This is a genomic window from Pseudomonas sp. R19M (assembly GCF_050312585.1).
Lineage (GTDB): Bacteria > Pseudomonadota > Gammaproteobacteria > Pseudomonadales > Pseudomonadaceae > Aquipseudomonas > Aquipseudomonas palleroniana.
The window spans coordinates 1-15,325 of record NZ_JBNPJV010000032.1 but is presented as its reverse complement, the minus strand read 5'-3'; the positions used below and the strand labels follow the sequence as shown (position 1 = coordinate 15,325).

Sequence of the window (15,325 nt, the reverse complement as noted above, 5' to 3'; positions counted from 1 at the left end):
TTAAATGACCGACTATAAAGCCACGCTAAACCTTCCGGACACCGCCTTCCCAATGAAGGCCGGCCTGCCACAGCGCGAACCGCAGATCCTGCAGCGCTGGGACAGTATTGGCCTGTACGGAAAGTTGCGCGAAATTGGCAAGGATCGTCCGAAATTCGTCCTGCACGACGGCCCTCCTTATGCCAACGGCACGATTCACATCGGTCATGCGCTGAACAAAATTCTCAAGGACATGATCATCCGCTCGAAGACCCTTTCGGGTTTCGACGCGCCTTATGTCCCGGGTTGGGACTGCCACGGCCTGCCGATCGAGCACAAGGTCGAAGTGACCCACGGCAAGAACCTGGGCGCGGATAAAACCCGCGAACTGTGCCGTGCCTACGCCACCGAGCAGATCGAAGGGCAGAAGTCCGAATTCATCCGCCTGGGTGTATTGGGTGACTGGGCCAACCCCTACAAGACCATGGACTTCAAGAACGAGGCGGGTGAAATCCGTGCCTTGGCCGAGATCGTCAAGGGTGGCTTCGTGTTCAAGGGGCTCAAGCCCGTGAACTGGTGTTTCGACTGCGGTTCGGCCCTGGCCGAGGCGGAGGTCGAGTACGAAGACAAGAAGTCCTCGACCATCGACGTAGCCTTCCCGATCGCGGACGACGCCAAGCTGGCCGAGGCCTTTGGCCTGGCGAGCCTGGGCAAGCCAGCGGCCATCGTGATCTGGACCACCACCCCGTGGACCATCCCCGCCAACCAGGCGCTGAACGTACACCCGGAGTTCACCTACGCCTTGGTGGACGTTGGTGACCGCCTGCTGGTGCTGGCCGAGGAAATGGTTGAAGCCTGCCTGGCCCGTTACGAGCTGCAGGGTTCGGTGATTGCCACCACCACCGGTTCCGCGCTGGAGTTGATCAATTTCCGCCACCCGTTCTATGACCGTCTGTCGCCGGTTTACCTGGCTGACTACGTCGAGCTGGGCTCGGGTACCGGCGTGGTCCACTGCTCGCCCGCCTATGGCGTGGACGACTTTGTGATCTGCAAGAAATACGGCCTGACCAACGATGACATCATCAACCCGGTGCAAAGCAACGGCGTGTATGTGTCATCGCTGGAGTTCTTTGGCGGCCAGTTCATCTTCAAGGCCGACCACGCAATCATCGAGAAGCTGGGCGAAGTCGGTGCGTTGATAAAGTCCGACACCATCAAACACAGCTATATGCACTGCTGGCGTCACAAGACCCCGCTGATCTACCGCGCCACCGCGCAGTGGTTCATCGGCATGGACAAAGAGCCGGCCAGCGGCGACACCCTGCGTGTGCGCTCGCTCAAGGCCATCGAAGACACCGGCTTCATCCCGGCCTGGGGCCAGGCGCGCCTGCACTCGATGATCGCCAACCGCCCGGACTGGTGCATCTCGCGTCAGCGTAACTGGGGCGTGCCGATCCCGTTCTTCCTCAACAAGGAAAGCGGCGAGCTGCACCCACGCACCGTTGAACTGATGGAAGCCGTGGCCCAACGCGTTGAACAGGAAGGCATCGAAGCCTGGTTCAAGCTTGACGCCGCCGAACTGTTGGGCGACGAAGCACCGTTGTACGACAAGATCAGCGATACCCTCGACGTGTGGTTCGACTCGGGTACCACCCACTGGCACGTGCTGCGTGGTTCGCACCCGATGGGCCACGAGACCGGTCCTCGTGCCGACCTGTACCTGGAAGGTTCGGACCAGCACCGTGGCTGGTTCCACTCTTCCTTGCTGACCGGTTGCGCCATCGATAACCACGCTCCGTACCGCGAGCTGTTGACCCACGGTTTCACGGTGGATGAAAACGGCCGCAAGATGTCCAAGTCGCTGGGCAACGTGATTGCGCCGCAAAAGGTCAACGACACCCTGGGTGCCGACATCATGCGTCTGTGGGTGGCCTCGACCGATTATTCGGGCGAGATGGCTGTGTCCGAGCAGATCCTGCAGCGCAGTGCCGACGCCTACCGCCGTATCCGTAACACCGCACGCTTCCTGCTGTCGAACCTGACCGGTTTCAACCCGGCCACCGACATCCTGCCGGCCGAGGACATGCTCGCCCTGGACCGTTGGGCCGTGGACCGTACCCTGTTGCTGCAGCGCGAGTTGCAGGAGCATTACGGCGAATATCGCTTCTGGAACGTTTACTCGAAGATCCACAACTTCTGCGTGCAGGAGTTGGGTGGTTTCTACCTCGACATCATCAAGGACCGCCAGTACACCACCGGCGCCAACAGCAAGGCCCGTCGCTCGGCGCAGACCGCGCTGTACCACATCAGTGAGGCGCTGGTGCGCTGGATCGCGCCGATCCTGGCCTTCACCGCCGACGAGCTGTGGGAGTACCTGCCAGGCGAGCGCAACGAATCGGTGATGCTCAACACCTGGTACGAAGGTCTGACCGAATTGCCGGCTGATTTCGAATTGGGCCGCGAGTACTGGGAAGGCGTGATGGCCGTCAAGGCTGCGGTGAACAAGGAGCTGGAAGTTCAGCGTGCGGCCAAGGCCGTCGGTGGCAACCTGCAAGCCGAAGTCACTCTGTTTGCCGAAGAAGGCCTGACTGCCGATCTGGCCAAGCTGAGCAACGAATTGCGTTTCGTGCTGATTACCTCCACCGCGAGCCTGGCGCCATTCGCCCAGGCCCCGGCGGATGCAGTCGCCACCGAAGTGCCAGGCCTCAAGCTCAAAGTGGTCAAGTCGGCCTTCGCCAAGTGCGCCCGTTGCTGGCACTGCCGTGAAGACGTCGGTGTGAACCCTGAGCATCCGGAAATCTGTGGTCGTTGCGTCGACAACATCTCGGGTGCTGGTGAGGTTCGCCACTATGCCTAACACCAGTCGTTTCGGACGTCTGGGCTGGCTCGTGCTGAGTGTGCTGGTGCTGGTCATCGACCAGGTCAGCAAGGCTCATTTCGAAGGCTCCCTGCAGATGTTCCAGCAGATCGTGGTGATCCCGGACTACTTCAGCTGGACCCTGGCCTACAACACCGGCGCCGCTTTCAGCTTTTTGGCTGATAGCGGCGGCTGGCAGCGCTGGCTGTTCGCCCTGATTGCCGTGGTAGTCAGTGCGGTGCTGGTAGTTTGGCTCAAGCGTCTTGGCCGCGATGACACCTGGCTGGCTATCGCCCTGGCCCTTGTGTTGGGCGGCGCGCTGGGCAACCTCTACGACCGCATTGCCTTGGGCCATGTGATCGACTTTATCCTGGTGCATTGGCAGAACCGCTGGTACTTCCCGGCGTTCAACTTTGCCGACAGCGCCATCACCGTCGGTGCGATCATGCTGGCGTTGGACATGTTCAAAAGCAAGAAAACCGGAGAGACCGTCAATGACTGATCAGGTATTGGCTGAACAACGTATCGGCCAGAACACGGAAGTCACTTTGCATTTCGCACTGCGCCTGGAAAATGGCGACACGGTCGACAGCACGTTCGACAAGGCCCCCGCGACTTTCAAAGTCGGTGATGGCAACCTGCTGCCGGGTTTCGAAGCCGCGCTGTTCGGTTTCAAGGCTGGCGACAAGCGCAACCTGCAGATCCTGCCGGAAAATGCCTTTGGCCAGCCCAACCCGCAAAACGTGCAGGTCATCCCGCGTTCGCAGTTCCAGGACATGGACCTGTCGGAAGGTTTGCTGGTGATCTTCAACGATGCGGCGAATACCGAACTGCCGGGTGTGGTGAAAACCTTCGATGACTCGCAAGTGACCATCGATTTCAATCACCCGTTGGCCGGTAAAACCTTGACCTTTGATGTTGAAATCATCGACGTTAAAGCGATCTGATCAACGACGCGGTTAAAAATGTGGGAGCGGGCTTGCTCGCGAAAGCGGTCTATCAGTAACACATGTGTTATCTGGCCCACTGCTTTCGCGAGCAAGCCCGCTCCCACCTTTGATCTCTATTGTCAGGTGGGTTAGCGTCTAGCTTGAACCCAAGTGGCTGCAAGACACGAGGCACAGCATGCAAATCAAACTCGCCAACCCCCGTGGCTTCTGCGCCGGCGTGGACCGGGCGATCGAAATCGTCAATCGCGCCCTGGAAGTCTTCGGGCCGCCGATTTATGTGCGCCATGAAGTTGTCCACAACAAGTTCGTGGTCGAAGACCTGCGCGCACGCGGTGCCATCTTTGTTGAAGAGCTCGACCAGGTGCCGGACGACGTTATCGTCATTTTCAGCGCGCATGGCGTTTCCCAGGCCGTGCGTACCGAAGCTGCCGGCCGTGGCCTGAAAGTATTCGATGCCACCTGCCCATTGGTCACCAAGGTGCATATCGAAGTCGCACGCTACAGTCGCGACGGGCGTGAATGCATCCTGATCGGTCATGCCGGCCACCCGGAAGTTGAAGGCACCATGGGCCAGTATGACGCCAGCAACGGCGGTGCCATCTACCTGGTGGAAGATGAAAAGGACGTCGCCGATTTGCAGGTACACAATCCTGATCGGTTGGCTTTCGTGACCCAGACTACCTTGTCCATGGACGACACCAGCCGCGTTATCGACGCTTTGCGCGCGCGTTTCCCTGCCATTGGCGGTCCGCGCAAGGATGACATCTGCTACGCCACGCAAAACCGTCAGGATGCGGTCAAGCAATTGGCCAACGAATGCGACGTGGTTTTGGTGGTCGGCAGCCCGAACAGCTCCAACTCCAATCGTCTGCGCGAGCTGGCTGAACGCATGGCCACACCGGCCTACCTGATCGACGGTGCTGAAGACATGCAGCGCAGCTGGTTCGATGGCGTTGAGCGTATCGGTATCACGGCGGGAGCCTCGGCTCCGGAAGTGCTGGTGCGGGGCGTGATCCAACAGTTGCAGGCTTGGGGCGCGACCGGCGCCGATGAGTTGGCCGGCCGTGAAGAGAACATCACGTTCTCCATGCCCAAGGAACTGCGGGTTCGCTCGTTGCTCTGAGCCCTGGTGCTGGATCAGTCCCGGCATAACGCCTGCTCGGTTTTATCACTGCGCAGGCTGATGCGACCGCTGGGGGCCAGCACCACCTGATGCAGGCTTTGTGCCTGGCCCGTGTCGCATATGTGCACGGTGCCGGCACGGAAGCCTCCCCCCGTAAATACCGGCTCGCCCAATCCGCTGAAGCGCACTTGGCTCTTGACCGGCCCATTGCCGACCAGCGTTGCACGCCCGCTGTCCTGTCGCTCCAACAGTATCGGGTTGTCTTCGTCCATATGACCGCGCCCGCTGACATCCTCGATGACTCGCCAGCCCAGGCTCCAATCGTCCTCCAATGCATGAACAATCACCGCGCGATTGCGTGTGAGCGCTGCGCTGCGGGCGAAGCGCAGGCCCTGCGCCAGTGATTCGGCTGCGCTGTGTTGCTGGTGTGCGTCGAGCAATCCTTTGAAGCTGGGCACCGCCAAATGCGCCAGCAGGCCGCTCAGCATCAGGCCCAATAGCAACTCGATCAGGGTGAAGCCTCGTTCTGTCATATGCCGTCCCTCCGTGGACGCAGCTGGTAATCCAGCGGGTAGAGACAGGTATAGCCAGCGGATGCCAGGGTTGGATGATGGCCTTTATGTCCAAAGTATTTCCCTTTGTTCCGCAAGCGACACCGATTAAAAACCGGCGCTAGTCTTGGGTCGCACAACAGGTTTTGCCTGTTTTCCGCCCCTCGACATGGATGACGACGGTGATGCTAATCCGTACACACAGGTTTTTTCTTCGCGCCGTCCAGTGGCGCCAAACCGGCATGACCCTGATCGAGGTGTTGGTGGCGGTGTTGATTCTGGCTGTCGGTTTGTTGGGCGCTTCGGCCCTCCAGCTCAATGCGCTCAAGTACACCGAGAGCGCCAGGATGACCAGCCAGGCCAGTTTCATTGCCTACGACATGCTTGATCGAATTCGCTCCAATCCCGGGATCGATTATTCGTGGTCGCGAGCTGGACCTTCGATGGCCAATGTCCCGACCGCCAGCGTGCGTGATCTGGACCTGCATGATTTCGAGGCCAATATCCTGGGTTTTGCCGGCGCAGATGCCAAAGGAGCGGTATCGACCAGCGGGCCTGAGGTCACTATCACCATCAGTTGGCAGGCGGGCAGGGGCGCAGGCGGCCCGGAAGCAAGGGAGACGTTCGTTCTCACCAGTCGCATGGTCGATGAACAAGGCGCGTTGCAATGAGCCGTCTTGTGCGCGGATTCAGCCTAGTGGAAATGCTGGTGGCGTTGGCCGTTGGGCTCGTGTTGGTGCAGGGCGCAAGCCAGGTGGTCATCAGCACACGGATGACGCATGCCAGTCAATTGGCGGCAATGGTCCTGCAAGACGATGCACGATTTGTACTGGGCAAGCTGACGCAGGATATTCGCCAGGCGGGCATGTTTGGTTGTCTGGCCAGCGCATTTATCGACGAAGCCCCCGACGCCCTGGAGCGACCGTTGGGGTGGAGTACCTCGGGGAATGCGACGTCGCTGACCCTGGTCACTGCGGATGTCGGTAGTGGGGGAGGCAAGCCTGATTGGACGGTGGTATCCGACTGCAAGACGGTTGCCCGGGCATATGCTGGAGCATCACCCGCGCCGGCGCCTGGGCAGATCCGCTTTGCGCTGCGCCAGCTCACCTACACCTTTGAATCCGGCCAACTGAAAGTCAGCACCCCGGCGGCGCCGGCCAAAGCGGTGCTTGTGGATAACGTGCGGGCGTTCGACATCAGTTTTGGCATGGCGGCCAAGCCCGCATCAACAAGCGTGGTGCGTTACGACAGCAACCCTGCCGACGAGTCGTTGATACGCAGTGTGCGCATCCTCATGACATTGCAAGACCCGACAGGGCGTGTCAGGGACCAGACCTACAGCGTTGTGGCTGCGCTGCGAAATCGCCAGGGGTAGGGCCGTGATGAAGATAAGTGGCGGTATTCATTGGCGTCAGGCAGGGATGGTGTTGTGGATCAGCCTGGTATTCCTGCTGCTGTTGTCACTGGTTGGTTTGTCATCGATGCAAGGTGCGATATCCCAGCAAAAAGTCGCGGGCAGCTTGTGGCATCGCAACCAATCTTTTCAAAGCGCCGAAAGCGGCCTCAGGTTGGGGGAGCTGGCGGTAAAGCGCGTTGGCGGTGGGCTGCCCGAATGTCACTCGATCATCACATGCTCGCCACCTGAGGAGGCGTTTACGTTGATGGGGGCCGGGACGAATCCGGTCTCGGCGGTTACCTGGGTTGCCTTCGACGCGGGGTTCTATGGCATTCAATCCATAGGCGAGGGCTTGGGGCTGGCGCATTTGCCGGCGCAAACCGCGGCGCGGCTGTTTCGAGTGACGGCCATCGGGCTAGGGGGCCAATCGCGCACGGTCCTGGAGAGCGTGTATGCCCAGGTGGACGAGGGAGGGCGGGCGCGGTTTCAACGAATCCTGTGGCGGCAACTTCAGTAAAGGAGCAAACGGATGAGCACGGATAGCCAGGGATTTACCCTGATCGAGTTACTGATTGCCATGGCAATCATTGCGGTGTTGGCCACGGTCGCTTATCCCGGATATACCGGGCATGTGAAAAAGGTCTATCGCAGTCAGATTGCCGTACTGTTGACCGAGCAGGCCCAGTACCTGGAACGCTTTTACGCCAGGAACGGCACTTTTATTGATGCAGGGGACGTCAGTGCGGGTAATGATCACTATAGAATCAGCGCTGTATTGAGTGCCCAGGATTTTGCCCTGCTTGCCACGCCCTCCGTCTATTCAGTCATGGCGGACGACGCATGCGGTGAATTCAGCTTGAGCAGTACCGGCGTGCGAAGCAACCCGGGAGCCAGGCCGGAAATGTCGCGCAAGACGTGCTGGGGGCAGTGATGAGAGTGCTGGATGAATGGGCGCTGTGTGCGCCAACCCCTATATATCGGCTGGATCAAATGATGGCAGAGCAACAGCGAGTGGTGATTGTCGGCGGCGGAGTAATCGGGTTGTTGACGGCGTTCAACCTGGCCACCCAGGGGCAGTCGGTGGTACTGCTGGAGCGTGCGGGGCTTGGGCAAGAGTCTTCGTGGGCCGGGGGCGGGATCGTTTCACCGTTGTACCCATGGCGCTACAGCCCGGCAGTGACCGCTTTGGCCCATTGGTCCCAGGACTTTTACCCACAGCTGGCGCAGCGGTTGTTTGCCGCCACCGGGGTTGATCCAGAGGTGCATACCACGGGCTTGTACTGGCTTGATCTGGACGATGAAGCCGAGGCTTTGGCCTGGGCTGCTCGCGAGGGACGGCCGCTGAGCAAGGTGGATGTGTCGGCCGCGCACGATGCCGTGCCGGTGCTGGGGCGCGGCTATTCCCAGGCCATTTACATGGCTGATGTGGCCAATGTTCGCAACCCTCGCCTGGTCAAATCCTTGAAGGCGGCGTTGCAGGCATTGCCGGGTGTGACGATTCACGAGCAGTGTGAAGTGGCCGGTTTTGTCCTGGAGGGCGATACCGTAGTGGGCGTCGAAACGACGGCTGGCCGGGTGCTCGGCGATCAGATCGTGCTTGCGGCGGGAGCCTGGAGTGGGGAGCTGCTGGGCACGTTGGGTCTGGCGCTGCCTGTTGAGCCGGTCAAAGGCCAAATGATCTTGTACAAATGCGCCTCGGACTTTTTGTCGAGCATGGTCCTGGCAAAAGGACGTTATGCGATCCCACGCCGTGACGGCCACATATTGATTGGCAGCACGTTGGAGCATGAGGGGTTCGACAAGACACCGACCGAAACCGCGCTGGAAAGCCTCAAGGCTTCGGCAGTGGAATTGATTCCTGCCTTGGCTGGCGCTGAGGTGGTGGGGCATTGGGCGGGCTTGCGGCCTGGCTCGCCGGAAGGTGTGCCGTACATTGGCGAAGTGCCCGGCTTCAACGGGCTGTGGCTCAATTGTGGGCATTACCGCAATGGCCTGGTGCTCGCACCCGCGTCCTGTCAGTTGTTCACTGACTTGCTGCTGGGCCGTGCGCCGATCATCGAGCCGGCACCTTATGCGCCGGCTGGTCGTCTCAGCGCTGGCTAGGCTTCGGACCTTGTTCCAGGTGCGCCTGGGTGCAGTACCACTCTTGGCGTACGCTCAGTGCGCGATCCTGCGGCAGGTGTACGCCACAGTGCGCGCAACGCACCATCGGCGTGGCATCGGGCTCACTGGACCGTTGCTGTTTGGCGGCCGGGCTTTTGAATTTGCGCCAGAACCATACTGCGGCAGCAATGACGGCAATCCAGAACAGTAGACGAACCATGGTAAGCAGCTTCTCGACAAGGAATGCGCCAGTTTAGCCAAGGACGCAGCAGGCGCACAGCGCAATAATGCTCACCCACAAAAAAGGGAGCCCATAGGGCTCCCTTTCTCTGATTGCCTGGACCGATCAGTCGAAAATACCGAAGGTCATGTAGCTGAACCACGAACGATCTTCCTTGCTGCCAGCGGCTTGTGGTGCCTGCTCTTCGATCACATCGCCGTTTTCGTCATGAGGCTTGAGGTCGGAAGGAATGGCGTCTTTCGCGTCCTGGAACTGCTTGATCACGTCCTGGTTGGCGCGGGTTTCGCCCGGCGGCAGCGGTGGACGGGATTCGATCAGGCCCAAGGTGTACTTGCTCAGCCATGAACGGTTATCCGCTTCGGCAACCTGAGGCACGAACTGGCCGTCTTTCAGGCTCGGGTGATCCGGGTAGTTGAGCTTCAGGGTTTCCAGGCTGGTGCTCGCCAGGGCGTCCAGGTGCAGGCGCTGGTAAGCCTCGGTCATTACCGCCAGACCGTCACCCACGGATGGGGTTTCCTGGAAGTTTTCCACCACATAGCGGCCACGGTTGGCAGCGGCCACGTACGCCTGACGGGTCAGGTAGTAGTGGGCTACGTGGATCTCGTAGGACGCCAGCAGGTTACGCAGGTAGATCATGCGTTGCTTGGCATCCGGGGCATAGCGGCTGTTGGGGTAGCGGCTGGTCAGCTGGGCGAACTCGTTGTAGGAGTCGCGGGCAGCGCCCGGGTCACGCTTGGTCATGTCCAGCGGCAGGAAACGCGCCAGCAGGCCGACGTCCTGGTCGAACGAGGTCAGGCCCTTCATGTAGTAGGCGTAATCCACGTTCGGGTGCTGCGGGTGCAAGCGGATAAAACGCTCTGCGGCGGACTTCGCGGCTTCCGGCTCGGAGTTCTTGTAGTTGGCGTAGATCAGTTCGAGCTGGGCCTGGTCGGCGTAGCGCCCGAACGGGTAACGCGACTCCAGGGCCTTCAGCTTCGCTGTGGCGCTGGTGTAGCTATTATTGTCCAAGTCTTTCTGAGCTTGCTGGTAAAGCTCGACTTCGCTCAGGTTTTCGTCGACGACGTCCTTTGTTGACGAGCAAGCAGCAGTCATGGCGAGGATGGCGATCAGCAGCAGGTGTTTCACTTGCATGGCGGCTTGCGTCCCTATGACGGCCGCTGTCTTGGGCGGGGCCGTCCTGTTATGATGAGCGCCCCGTTGAAAGCCTCGGGGCAAAAGACGCCGTATTTAACCACAAGCGCGCAGCCGAAACCAAAGGCTGTGCCACGCCTAGTCTGAGCATGTCCGATAAAATTGAACTTCGCGCAGAGGTGCCGTCCGAAATGGGTGGCCAACGCCTCGATCAAGTCGCCGCACAATTATTCGCTGAGCACTCGCGCTCGCGCCTTTCCGCCTGGATCAAAGACGGCCGCCTGACTGTGGATGGAGCGGTTATCCGCCCGCGAGACATAGTTCATGGCGGTGCGATTCTTGAGCTGACTGCCGAGCAGGAAGCCCAGGGAGAATGGGTTGCCCAGGACATCGAGCTGGACATCGTCTATGAAGACGACGACATCCTGGTCATCAACAAACCCGCAGGGCTGGTGGTTCACCCGGCTGCCGGGCACGCTGATGGCACTTTGCTCAACGCCCTGTTGCATCACGTCCCGGACATCATCAATGTCCCGCGCTGCGGCATCGTGCACCGTCTGGACAAGGACACCACCGGCTTGATGGTGGTGGCCAAGACCATTCAGGCGCAGACGCAGTTGGTCACCCAGTTGCAGAGCCGCAGCGTCAGCCGGATCTACGAGTGCATCGTGATCGGCGTCGTGGTGGCGGGTGGCAAGATCAACGCCCCAATCGGTCGCCACGGCCAGCAGCGCCAGCGTATGGCGGTGATGGAAGGCGGCAAGCAGGCCGTGAGCCATTACCGCGTACTGGAGCGTTTTCGCTCCCACACACACGTGCGGGTCAAGCTGGAAACCGGTCGTACTCACCAGATTCGCGTGCATATGGCGCACATCAACTTCCCGTTGGTCGGAGATCCTGCCTACGGTGGCCGCTTCCGCATTCCGCCGGCGGCCAGTGCAACCATGGTTGAATCGTTGAAAAACTTCCCGCGCCAGGCGCTGCATGCCCGCTTCCTGGAGCTGGATCATCCGACGAGCGGTAAGCGCATGAGTTGGGAATCGCCTCTGCCAGACGACCTGGTGTGGTTGTTGTCGCTGCTCAAGCAGGATCGCGAGGCGTTTATCGGATGAGTGACTGGCTGATTCCTGACTGGCCCGCGCCGGCTCAGGTGAAAGCCTGCGTCACCACCCGTGCGGGCGGCGTCAGCCTGGCGCCGTTCGACAGCTTCAACCTGGGCGATCATGTCGAGGACAGCCTGGAGGCCGTCCTTGAAAACCGTCGTCGTCTCTCCGAGACCTTCAAGATTCAGCCGGCCTGGCTGCGCCAGGTCCACGGCGTGAGCGTGGTCGAGGCCGATCCCGGCCGCGTTGCCGAAGCTGATGGCAGTTGGACCAGTACTCCAGGCATTGCCTGCACCTCAATGACTGCTGACTGCCTGCCGGCGTTGTTCTGCAACCGTGCAGGCACTCGCGTCGCGGCTGCCCATGCCGGTTGGCACGGGTTGGCGGCAGGGGTGTTGGAGGCGGCGTTCGAAAGCCTGGATACCGAGCCTGCCGACGTCCTGGTCTGGCTCGGCCCTGCCATTGGTCCGCAAGCTTTCGAGGTCGGCCCGGAAGTGCGTGAAGCCTTCATGCAGCAGCTGCCGATGACCGCCCAGGCTTTTGTACCCAGCCGCAATCCTGGCAAGTACATGGCCGACATCTATGAGCTGGCGCGCCTGCGCCTGGCCCTACAGGGCGTTACCGCTGTCTATGGTGGCGGTTTCTGCACGGTGACCGACCCACGCTTCTTCTCCTATCGCCGCAGCCCACGCACCGGTCGATTTGCCTCCCTTATCTGGCTTGAGCGCTAGACTCTCCTGACTTACGTCAACTGTTCGTAGCTTGAATCTTCCAGAATTCACCCCATCTACTGGGTATCTGGCAGGTTTCTTCATTCAGGATGTGTTTATAGCTCCGGCCTGCTCAAAAGGAAGGTGACTAATGCGTATTGATCGTTTAACCAGCAAATTGCAGTTGGCTTTATCTGATTCCCAATCGTTGGCGGTGGGCCTTGACCACCCGGCCATTGAGCCTGCGCACTTGATGCAGGCGCTCCTGGAGCAGCAAGGTGGTTCTATCAAACCCTTGCTGATGCAGGTCGGTTTTGACGTCAACAGCCTGCGCAAGGAGTTGAGCAAAGAGCTCGACCAACTGCCGAAAATCCAGAATCCCACCGGCGACGTCAATATGTCGCAGGACCTGGCGCGCCTGCTTAACCAGGCTGACCGTCTGGCTCAACAGAAAGGTGACCAGTTCATCTCCAGCGAGTTGGTGCTGCTCGCGGCCATGGATGAGAACAGCAAGCTCGGCAAGTTGTTGCTCGGCCAGGGCGTGAGCAAGAAAGCCCTGGAAAATGCCATCAACAACCTGCGTGGCGGCGACGCGGTGAACGACCCCAACCACGAGGAGTCGCGCCAGGCCCTGGACAAATACACCGTCGACCTGACCAAGCGTGCCGAGGAAGGCAAGCTTGACCCGGTGATCGGTCGTGACGATGAGATTCGTCGCACCATCCAGGTCCTGCAGCGTCGCACCAAGAACAACCCGGTGCTGATCGGTGAACCCGGTGTGGGTAAAACCGCGATCGCCGAGGGCCTGGCCCAACGCATCATTAACGGTGAAGTGCCGGACGGCCTGAAGGGCAAGCGTCTGTTGTCCCTGGATATGGGCGCGTTGATCGCCGGCGCCAAGTTCCGAGGCGAGTTCGAAGAGCGTCTGAAAGCCCTGCTCACCGAACTGTCGAAGCAGGAAGGGCAGATCATTCTATTTATCGATGAGCTGCACACCATGGTCGGCGCCGGTAAAGGCGAAGGCTCGATGGACGCCGGCAACATGCTCAAGCCGGCTTTGGCCCGGGGTGAGTTGCACTGCGTTGGCGCGACCACTCTCAACGAGTACCGCCAGTACATTGAAAAGGACGCGGCCCTCGAGCGTCGCTTCCAGAAAGTGCTGGTGGAAGAACCGAGCGAAGAGGACACCATCGCGATCCTGCGTGGCCTGAAAGAGCGCTATGAGGTCCACCATAAGGTGGCGATCACTGACGGTGCAATCATTGCGGCGGCCAAATTGAGCCATCGCTACATCACCGATCGTCAGTTGCCGGACAAGGCCATCGACTTGATCGACGAGGCCGCCAGCCGCATCCGTATGGAGATCGACTCCAAGCCGGAAGTGCTCGACCGTCTGGATCGGCGCCTGATTCAACTGAAAGTTGAGTCCCAGGCCCTGAAGAAGGAAGAGGATGACGCGGCGAAGAAACGCCTGGAAAAACTCCAGGAAGAAATCGTCCGCCTGGAACGTGAGTATTCGGACCTTGAAGAAATCTGGACCTCGGAAAAAGCCGAAGTACAGGGTTCTGCCCAGATCCAGCAAAAGATCGAGCAATCGCGGCAGGAGTTGGAAGCTGCGCGTCGCAAAGGTGACCTGAACCGCATGGCCGAATTGCAGTACGGGGTGATCCCGGACCTGGAGCGCAGCCTGCAGATGGTTGACCAGCACGGCCACAGCGAGAACCAGCTGTTGCGCAGCAAGGTGACCGAGGAAGAAATCGCCGAAGTGGTCTCCAAGTGGACCGGCATTCCCGTGTCGAAGATGCTGGAAGGCGAACGTGACAAGCTGCTGAAAATGGAAAGTCTGTTGCATCAGCGCGTCATCGGCCAGGAAGAAGCGGTGGTCGCGGTGGCCAACGCCGTACGGCGGTCCCGGGCAGGGTTGTCCGACCCGAACCGTCCGAGCGGCTCATTCATGTTCCTCGGTCCGACTGGCGTGGGTAAGACGGAGTTGTGCAAGGCGTTGGCCGAGTTCCTCTTTGATACGGAAGAAGCCATGGTCCGGATCGATATGTCCGAATTCATGGAGAAACACTCGGTGGCTCGCTTGATCGGCGCCCCACCAGGCTACGTGGGCTATGAGGAGGGCGGTTACCTGACCGAGGCCGTGCGGCGCAAGCCTTACTCGGTGATCCTGCTGGATGAGGTCGAGAAGGCGCACCCGGATGTGTTCAACATCCTGCTGCAAGTGCTGGAAGACGGCCGCCTGACGGACAGCCACGGACGTACCGTGGACTTCCGCAATACGGTGGTCGTGATGACCTCCAACCTGGGCTCGGCACAGATCCAGGAGTTGGTGGGTGATCGTGAGGCGCAGCGTGCTGCGGTCATGGATGCGTTGACCAGCCACTTCCGTCCGGAATTTATCAACCGGGTAGACGAGGTGGTGATCTTCGAGCCTCTGGCGCGGGATCAGATCGCGGGCATCACCGAGATCCAGTTGGGTCGCCTGCGGGGTCGCCTGGCCGAGCGCGAGCTGGGCCTGAATCTGAGCGGCGAGGCCTTGGACAAACTGATCGCGGTGGGTTACGACCCGGTGTATGGCGCACGGCCGTTGAAGCGTGCGATTCAGCGCTGGATCGAAAACCCGCTGGCTCAGTTGATCCTGTCGGGCCGCTTTATGCCGGGGACCAGCGTCGAGGCCACGGTGGAGAACGACGAAATCGTCTTCCATTAAGCTTGGCGAGTACGTTAATAAGAGAAGGCTCCGCATTGCGGAGCCTTTTTTTTCGATAGGGCGTTGAACTGTAAGGCAAAGGCTTGTAAAGTGCGCCCCGCAACAACGTCAGCCCAAGGGTTTCTTCTCCCCAAGAAGAAATCAGAAAGAAGCGCAAATCATTGTCTTAAAAGCAATTTAAAGGGTTGACAGGGGTTTTTAAGATTGTAGAATAGCGCGCCTCAGAGACATGAACGTAGCGATACGGACAGATCGAAGAGAAGGTTACATCGCAGTAAAAGTTGTAAATTTGAAATACGCAGTTCCGTGATAGCTCAGTCGGTAGAGCAAATGACTGTTAATCATTGGGTCCCAGGTTCGAGTCCTGGTCACGGAGCCATTTCAAAATCGGGGTATAGCGCAGTCCGGTAGCGCGCCTGCTTTGGGAGCAGGATGTCGGGAGTTCGAATCCCCCTACCCCGACCA

Annotated in this window: 14 protein-coding genes, 2 tRNA genes and 1 pseudogene; 14 read left to right on the top strand and 3 right to left on the bottom strand. The window is 59.8% G+C overall.

Going from position 1 to position 15,325, the window contains the following annotated elements; all coding sequences use genetic code 11:
* Positions 1 to 4 precede the first annotated feature (4 nt).
* From ileS to ispH, 4 genes are all read left to right on the top strand, one after another.
* Complete coding sequence (gene ileS / locus ACQRBT_RS05325) at positions 5 to 2,836, top strand: isoleucine--tRNA ligase (protein ID WP_412046991.1); 2,832 nt, start codon at positions 5 to 7, stop codon at positions 2,834 to 2,836.
* The gene (gene lspA, locus ACQRBT_RS05320) at positions 2,829 to 3,338 is read left to right on the top strand and encodes a signal peptidase II (RefSeq protein ID WP_060754850.1); all 510 of its coding nucleotides are present in this window, start codon (positions 2,829 to 2,831) and stop codon (positions 3,336 to 3,338) included. The genes ileS and lspA overlap by 8 nt, the downstream gene beginning before the upstream one ends.
* Before the next feature lie 7 nt (positions 3,339 to 3,345).
* Positions 3,346 to 3,783, top strand: coding sequence for an FKBP-type peptidyl-prolyl cis-trans isomerase (gene fkpB / locus ACQRBT_RS05315; protein WP_412047023.1), 438 nt, complete (start codon positions 3,346 to 3,348; stop codon positions 3,781 to 3,783).
* A gap of 178 nt (positions 3,784 to 3,961) precedes the next feature.
* Positions 3,962 to 4,909, top strand: a complete 948-nt coding sequence (gene ispH, locus ACQRBT_RS05310) for a 4-hydroxy-3-methylbut-2-enyl diphosphate reductase (RefSeq protein ID WP_060754852.1) — start codon at positions 3,962 to 3,964, stop codon at positions 4,907 to 4,909.
* Here the strand turns inward: ispH and ACQRBT_RS05305 are convergent.
* A pseudogene (locus ACQRBT_RS05305) lies at positions 4,863 to 5,442 on the bottom strand (GspH/FimT family pseudopilin). The gene ispH and the pseudogene ACQRBT_RS05305 overlap by 47 nt on opposite strands.
* Before the next feature lie 203 nt (positions 5,443 to 5,645).
* On the opposite strand from ACQRBT_RS05305, the gene pilV reads away from it, so the two are divergent.
* From pilV to thiO, 5 genes are all read left to right on the top strand, one after another.
* Positions 5,646 to 6,131, top strand: coding sequence for a type IV pilus modification protein PilV (pilV, locus tag ACQRBT_RS05300; protein WP_411985245.1), 486 nt, complete (start codon positions 5,646 to 5,648; stop codon positions 6,129 to 6,131).
* Positions 6,128 to 6,835, top strand: coding sequence for a PilW family protein (locus tag ACQRBT_RS05295; RefSeq protein WP_412046992.1), 708 nt, complete (start codon positions 6,128 to 6,130; stop codon positions 6,833 to 6,835). Before pilV ends, ACQRBT_RS05295 begins: the two co-directional genes overlap by 4 nt.
* Before the next feature lie 7 nt (positions 6,836 to 6,842).
* Positions 6,843 to 7,373, top strand: a complete 531-nt coding sequence (locus ACQRBT_RS05290; protein ID WP_412047024.1) for a pilus assembly PilX family protein — start codon at positions 6,843 to 6,845, stop codon at positions 7,371 to 7,373.
* A gap of 12 nt (positions 7,374 to 7,385) precedes the next feature.
* Positions 7,386 to 7,787 (top strand): type IV pilin protein, encoded by a 402-nt coding sequence (locus ACQRBT_RS05285; protein WP_412046993.1) that lies wholly within the window; start codon positions 7,386 to 7,388, stop codon positions 7,785 to 7,787.
* 62 nt (positions 7,788 to 7,849) lie between these two features.
* The gene (gene thiO, locus ACQRBT_RS05280) at positions 7,850 to 8,959 is read left to right on the top strand and encodes a glycine oxidase ThiO (RefSeq protein WP_412046994.1); all 1,110 of its coding nucleotides are present in this window, start codon (positions 7,850 to 7,852) and stop codon (positions 8,957 to 8,959) included.
* On the opposite strand, the gene ACQRBT_RS05275 is transcribed toward thiO, so the two are convergent.
* Positions 8,946 to 9,179: a PP0621 family protein gene (locus ACQRBT_RS05275; protein WP_060754859.1), complete on the bottom strand. Its 234-nt coding sequence runs from the start codon at positions 9,177 to 9,179 to the stop codon at positions 8,946 to 8,948. The genes thiO and ACQRBT_RS05275 overlap by 14 nt on opposite strands.
* A 126-nt stretch (positions 9,180 to 9,305) precedes the next feature.
* Positions 9,306 to 10,331 carry an outer membrane protein assembly factor BamD gene (locus tag ACQRBT_RS05270; protein WP_090366860.1) on the bottom strand — a complete coding sequence of 342 codons (1,026 nt, stop codon included), beginning with the start codon at positions 10,329 to 10,331 and terminating at the stop codon, positions 9,306 to 9,308.
* Between the two features lie 149 nt (positions 10,332 to 10,480).
* Here ACQRBT_RS05270 and rluD point away from each other — a divergent pair, with 149 nt between their 5' ends.
* The 5 genes from rluD (at position 10,481) to ACQRBT_RS05245 (ending at position 15,325) form a co-directional block, all read left to right on the top strand.
* A complete protein-coding gene (rluD, locus tag ACQRBT_RS05265; protein WP_090366858.1) occupies positions 10,481 to 11,443 on the top strand; it encodes a 23S rRNA pseudouridine(1911/1915/1917) synthase RluD in 963 nt (320 codons plus the stop codon).
* Positions 11,440 to 12,165 (top strand): peptidoglycan editing factor PgeF, encoded by a 726-nt coding sequence (pgeF, locus tag ACQRBT_RS05260; RefSeq protein ID WP_412046995.1) that lies wholly within the window; start codon positions 11,440 to 11,442, stop codon positions 12,163 to 12,165. The genes rluD and pgeF overlap by 4 nt, the downstream gene beginning before the upstream one ends.
* Before the next feature lie 130 nt (positions 12,166 to 12,295).
* Positions 12,296 to 14,860, top strand: coding sequence for an ATP-dependent chaperone ClpB (gene clpB, locus ACQRBT_RS05255; protein WP_060754863.1), 2,565 nt, complete (start codon positions 12,296 to 12,298; stop codon positions 14,858 to 14,860).
* A 303-nt stretch (positions 14,861 to 15,163) separates the two neighbouring features.
* Positions 15,164 to 15,239: transfer RNA gene (locus tag ACQRBT_RS05250), tRNA-Asn, on the top strand.
* Between the two features lie 9 nt (positions 15,240 to 15,248).
* Positions 15,249 to 15,325, top strand: a tRNA-Pro gene (locus ACQRBT_RS05245).

What these genes read in the sequence shown, in the direction of transcription:
- thiO (WP_412046994.1), top strand. Translation starts at nt 7,850, where the DNA reads ATGGCAGAGCAACAGCGAGTGGTGATTGTCGGCGGCGGAGTAATCGGG.
- ispH (WP_060754852.1), top strand. Translation starts at nt 3,962, where the DNA reads ATGCAAATCAAACTCGCCAACCCCCGTGGCTTCTGCGCCGGCGTGGAC.
- ACQRBT_RS05290 (WP_412047024.1), top strand. Translation starts at nt 6,843, where the DNA reads ATGAAGATAAGTGGCGGTATTCATTGGCGTCAGGCAGGGATGGTGTTG.
- pilV (WP_411985245.1), top strand. Translation starts at nt 5,646, where the DNA reads ATGCTAATCCGTACACACAGGTTTTTTCTTCGCGCCGTCCAGTGGCGC.
- ACQRBT_RS05285 (WP_412046993.1), top strand. Translation starts at nt 7,386, where the DNA reads ATGAGCACGGATAGCCAGGGATTTACCCTGATCGAGTTACTGATTGCC.
- rluD (WP_090366858.1), top strand. Translation starts at nt 10,481, where the DNA reads ATGTCCGATAAAATTGAACTTCGCGCAGAGGTGCCGTCCGAAATGGGT.
- pgeF (WP_412046995.1), top strand. Translation starts at nt 11,440, where the DNA reads ATGAGTGACTGGCTGATTCCTGACTGGCCCGCGCCGGCTCAGGTGAAA.
- lspA (WP_060754850.1), top strand. Translation starts at nt 2,829, where the DNA reads ATGCCTAACACCAGTCGTTTCGGACGTCTGGGCTGGCTCGTGCTGAGT.
- ACQRBT_RS05270 (WP_090366860.1), bottom strand. Translation starts at nt 10,331, where the DNA reads ATGCAAGTGAAACACCTGCTGCTGATCGCCATCCTCGCCATGACTGCT.
- ACQRBT_RS05275 (WP_060754859.1), bottom strand. Translation starts at nt 9,179, where the DNA reads ATGGTTCGTCTACTGTTCTGGATTGCCGTCATTGCTGCCGCAGTATGG.
- ACQRBT_RS05295 (WP_412046992.1), top strand. Translation starts at nt 6,128, where the DNA reads ATGAGCCGTCTTGTGCGCGGATTCAGCCTAGTGGAAATGCTGGTGGCG.
- clpB (WP_060754863.1), top strand. Translation starts at nt 12,296, where the DNA reads ATGCGTATTGATCGTTTAACCAGCAAATTGCAGTTGGCTTTATCTGAT.
- ileS (WP_412046991.1), top strand. Translation starts at nt 5, where the DNA reads ATGACCGACTATAAAGCCACGCTAAACCTTCCGGACACCGCCTTCCCA.